At 68.9% G+C, this 4,734-nt stretch carries 5 protein-coding genes; all 5 read right to left on the bottom strand.

Annotation, left to right across the window (positions count from 1 at the left end):
* On the bottom strand, positions 1-1,434 hold a 1,434-nt coding region (locus ACH107_RS30215; RefSeq protein ID WP_412509402.1), incomplete at its 3' end, for an AAA family ATPase.
* A gap of 54 nt (positions 1,435-1,488) precedes the next feature.
* Positions 1,489-2,010 (bottom strand): hypothetical protein, encoded by a 522-nt coding sequence (locus ACH107_RS30210; protein ID WP_412509401.1) that lies wholly within the window; start codon positions 2,008-2,010, stop codon positions 1,489-1,491.
* Between the two features lie 88 nt (positions 2,011-2,098).
* Entirely contained in the window at positions 2,099-2,599 is a 501-nt protein-coding gene (locus ACH107_RS30205; protein WP_412509400.1) for a hypothetical protein, read from the bottom strand.
* Positions 2,600-4,037: 1,438 nt separating this feature from the next.
* Positions 4,038-4,313: a hypothetical protein gene (locus ACH107_RS30200; protein WP_412509399.1), complete on the bottom strand. Its 276-nt coding sequence runs from the start codon at positions 4,311-4,313 to the stop codon at positions 4,038-4,040.
* Positions 4,314-4,370: 57 nt separating this feature from the next.
* On the bottom strand, positions 4,371-4,556 hold the full coding sequence (locus ACH107_RS30195) for a hypothetical protein (RefSeq protein WP_412509398.1): 186 nt from the start codon (positions 4,554-4,556) through the stop codon (positions 4,371-4,373).
* Positions 4,557-4,734 lie beyond the last annotated feature (178 nt).

Raw genomic sequence — 4,734 nt, 5'->3', positions numbered from 1 at the left:
GATCGCCGCACCGCTCAGCCCCGGCGCCCGCCGCGCGAGGCGCGCCACAGCGGCCCCGGACAGATCGGGCCCGACATGCCAACGCAAAACATGGGGCATCAGTTCGGGGGTGGGCGGGTCGATCGTCAGGGTCCGGTCGAAGCGCCCGGGCCGTCGCAACGCCGGATCGATCCGGTCGGGCGCGTTGGTCGCGGCCATCACGACGACCCCCTCGCGCGCGGCGAACCCGTCGAGCAATTCAAGCAGCGCGGCCACGTTGCCCTGCACCCAGGCCGTGTTGGGCCCATTCTGCGCCTCGCGCGAGCCGATGGCGTCGAGCTCGTCGATGAAAACGACCGCCGGCGCGGCGTCACCCGCCGCGGCAAAGAACTGCCGCATCTCACGGATGACATCGCCTGACCGCGCGCCTGAGCTCATCCATTGCGCCATCGAGCCCGCGTGCACGTGCATGCCCGCCTCGGCGGCCAGCAGCCGCGCGATCTCGGTTTTGCCGCCGCCCGGCGGGCCCGTCATCAGAAGGCCGCGGGGCACCTGCGCCCAGTCCAGCCGACCCGCATGCCATTCCCGCAGGTCGTCGACGAGGCCAAGCAGCACATCGCGCACCTCTTGGGGCAGCGGAAACGCGGACAGGCTGCCCGCGTCGTCGCCCGCCTGCGTCTCGCGGCTCAGTGCGCGCACGGCCCCGGCGGGGGTGGGCGCCCGCAGGGCAAGCTGCAACGCGCGGATGTCGGCGGCGGCGAGGCCGGCGGCATCGGGGAGGTCAAGCTCCGGGGGCATGTCCGCGCCATAGCGCCACTGCAGATGCATCCGCAAAAGCGCGGCGTCGAGGGCGGGCAGGTGCACGGTCTCGGGCCGCAGGTCCCCGATCATGTCGTCCAAGGCGGCCGCACCGCCGGCAAGCAGGACGAGGGGGCGGTTGGTGTCGAGAAGCGCGTCGATCCGCTTCGGGCCCCGCGACGCCTCGTCGGCCGTCATGATTCTCGGCCTGGGGGTGGTGTCGTGTGGCGCCCGGGCGTGCTCGAGCATGACGCGCAGCACGCGGCATGTCTCGTCGACACATGCGAGGGGGCCGTGAAAGATCACGGTGATGCGTCCCGACACGGCCAGCGTCGCCCGCAGGGTCGGCGCGTCGCCGAAAGCTCTCGCAAGGCACAGGATTGCATGGGCGACCGCGACACGCGGGCGACGCGTTTTCGCGGGCGGCGGCGCGCCGCCGGGGCGGCTGCCATCGGTCGCATCGGCCGCCTCGATCTCGTCCAGCAGGTCATCGACGGTGTCGATATCGTTATCGGCCACGAGGGGCATTTCGGCAGGGACGAAGGCCGAGCTCTGCTCAGCGCTGCGCGCGAGGGCTGACAGGACCTCTTCGGCGAAGGTGGTCCAAGTTGGCTGGGACGGTTCAGACGGCGATGCGGGGTGAGAGGCTTGCGGCATGGGGCAGGCTCCATTTCGGGGGGGGCAGAGTTTCGAGGCGCAGGCGGGCGGCGGTCACGCCGCGCAGTCAGGCCCTGCGCGCGCGTCGATGGCCGCTTCGAGGCTTGCAAGAGGGTCACGCGCGAGGCGCGGTATCGCCGCGGTGGGCATCAGCAGGGTCCCGGACCGGGCGGCGGTGAACATAACCGTGTTGATCGGCAGCGCGACCAGCGCGGCGATGTCATAGTCATCCGCCGCGTAGGCGCGGCACCCCAGACCTGTATGGCGGTATCCCTTTTTCATGCGGAACAGGTAGCCGGCCGCCGCCGGGGTCGTGCGGGTCTTGATCTGCAGTTTCAGGCTAAGTTCGCCGAGCAAGAGCAGCCGGTCTGCGCTCAAACCGTCTTGCATCTCGGCCACGGTGACACCGTGGCGCAGCAAAATGCTGTCGACCAGGCGCTCGCCAGCCAAACCGACGGCGCGCGCGTGGCGGCACAGGGCGGCCGCCGAGACGTCCGGGTAGGACGCGAGTTCGCACCGCGCGGTCCCGCCAGACGCGTCGGGGGCGCAGCGATCAGGGAAATTTCGTGCAGGCATTCGGATCTCCGGACAAGCCCCCCGGGCCCGGTATTGGCGGGCCGGGGGTGGTAAACGTCGGTAAGTTGAGGGGACGGGGGCCGGACGGTCAGATATCCGGACAAGCGCCCGCGCTGTCCGGAAAGTGAGGCGTGGGTCCGGACGGCTCGGCGCCCTCGAGCACCGCCGCGCGCATGAGAAGCTGGCAGGTCACAGAGAGAAGGGGGGCGACAGGGCTTTCCCCCTGCGCCTGCTCAAGGGTCCGGGCGGAGCCCACGAGCCCGGCGAAGACGGTCGGCGCGCCCACCGCGTCACGATGCGCGACCGCACTCCGGACAAGCCCGGCGCCGGCGTGCAAGGCCGGGGCGTTTCCGGACAGGCGGATCACCAGATCGGCCATGCGGGCCAACCGGGTCCAGGCCACTTCAGCCGATCGGACATGATCGTCGGTGCGTGGGTCGCGGCCATCGCACCGCAAGAGCCGATGCTCGTGGTTGATCGCCGCATCGAGCTGCGTCAGCAGCCGGGCGTAAAGATGGAGGAGGGGATGCGCGTTTGCACACGCGGCATTGCGCGCCGCCTCGGGCGCGACTACGTTATCATTAGCCATGACGTTGACCCTATCTGTCAGCGTTGTGGTCAGGGCGGGGTCGGAGCTGCAACTCCTGCTCCGCCCGCGTATCGGGCGGCCCGATGACCGTGCGGAGAAAATAGAGGCCGCGAATCACGGTTTCAAGAATCGCTGCGAAGTTTTCTTTGAAAATTGCAAGATTTTTTCTCGAACCCGCTCTTGCCGACTTCAACATCGTTTTTCTGTGTCATAACACGTGGCGAGAATACGCGGGGCCAGGCCGGGAAATGACCGTCCGCGGCCGAATTCGGGTGCAAAGAAGATGTTCAATAAGGCACGAGGCACGCGCAATCTCATATGAAGAGCTTCCTCGACCCGATTTCCCAGCCAGACTCCGGGCCATCCTGAGCGGCCGGGATCATCGTGTCAGCATCGGCCAGACTGGATCTCGGGCCTGCGCCATGGTGTCGCATCCGGCCCGTGTTGCCACCTGTCTCGCGGCGCGTGCCGACCATGGCCGAGCACAGGGGGCGTGCCGGTCCCCCCGGCGGCGCGCGGCCCGCATCCCGCGCGCAGCCGGCGCCGGGGAGGGTATCATCCGGCGGATCGGGCCGCGATGGCCGCACGCTCTGAGGCGCCGCAGCGCAGCATGTCCCGCCCCCGATGGCCCGGCACATCCGTGATCCCGGACACGGTCTGCCGGCATCCCTCCAGGCTCCGGACCGGCAAACCGGAAAGCGCACCGTCCCGCGATCCGCGCGCGATCCGTGAGGCTGACGCGAGACGGCCGCGTGTCGCGGGTTGGCCCAAGGCTCTGTGTCCGGAATTGCGGCCGATGCCTTGTCGGGGGATAGCTCGGGCACGCTCCATCACTGTCCGGACAAACCCGATCGGGCCCGTGCGCGGTCGGGCAGGCGGATCATCGCCCGTCCGTTTTCTGGACAGCCGGGATTGCCCCTCCGCGATATCACGCTTGGACTGTTCCGGACACCGAAAGGAGCAGGGGATAACTGACGCAGTCCGGACCATCGACCAGGGCCTCAAGGACGCCTTGACCCGCGCCCGGGGTGACGGGGTGGCCACGACCCAAGAGATCGATATCCCGAAGCGGGTGTCCGGAACATGCGCGCCGGAACTGGCCCGTCGCAGGCCGCGTTCGCGCGACCCATCGGCGCGAGAAAGTCCACCCGCGTGCGCGTAGCCCAACGCTGCCGCGCTCCGGGTCGAGGCCGACGCCTTTATCGCGCGCAATGACGATGAAACCCGGTCGCGCCATGTCCACACGCCGCTCGGCCATGCCAGCGCCGAGATGACCCGCCACCGCGACCTTTTCCGCGTGACACTCACCCTTGCGGCAGGCTGGTGACCACCCCCGCCGCAGGCCCATCGTCCTGCGCTACAATGATGGGCGATCCGCTGGTCCGGGGCGCGACCCTGTTACCCGTCAGCCGACGAGGTCGATGTCGTACGCCGCGAATTACGTGTCGGAACTTGCCAGGCGCACCCCGTCGCACCGGGCCTGGGCGATCAGCATCCGGTCGAGGGGCGCTGTGATGCCACGGCAAGGCGCTTGCCGCCATGGCATGGGCCCAGGTGATCGCCAGCGGCCGGCAGCCGGCATCAAAGCGGCCTCGAACACATCCTCCGGCACGTCAAGCTTGCCGAGCGCACGTATGATCCCGATTTCCCGGACACTTGCCGCGGACAGGTCGATATCGCTCTCGGCGATGGCCCGGGCCTGCGCGTCCGACAAGCACGGGTCGTTCAGCCCCGCCCGGAACAATACATGCGTGTCGAGCAGAACGCCCGTCTACTGCGTGGCGCTTTGCGCGAACATCTCGGCGACCGCGTCATCGCCCTCGAAGATGTCATCCGGCAGCGCGAATTGCCCCTCCATCGCCCCGATCAGGGGAGGCCCGACAGAGCGCCCCGCGGCCACGATCCGCGCGACCGGGCGTGTTGAGCGACAACCACCATGGCCGGTGCCGACAGCCACCTTGGCCGGTGCCGACAGCCACCTTGGCCGGTGGGGCTGAACGGAAGACGGGCATGCCCGTCTGGAGGACGGCCCCACCGGCCTGATTGATTTCAGGAATAGGTGCTGGTCGCTGCGGGTTGGTAAGCCGGGGTCTTCTGCCGTCAAACGGAGGACCCGGGTTGGCCTACAAATCCGT

The sequence above is a fragment of the Roseovarius halophilus (ex Wu et al. 2025) genome, assembly GCF_047086965.1.
This window is presented reverse-complemented; position numbering and strand designations above follow the sequence as displayed.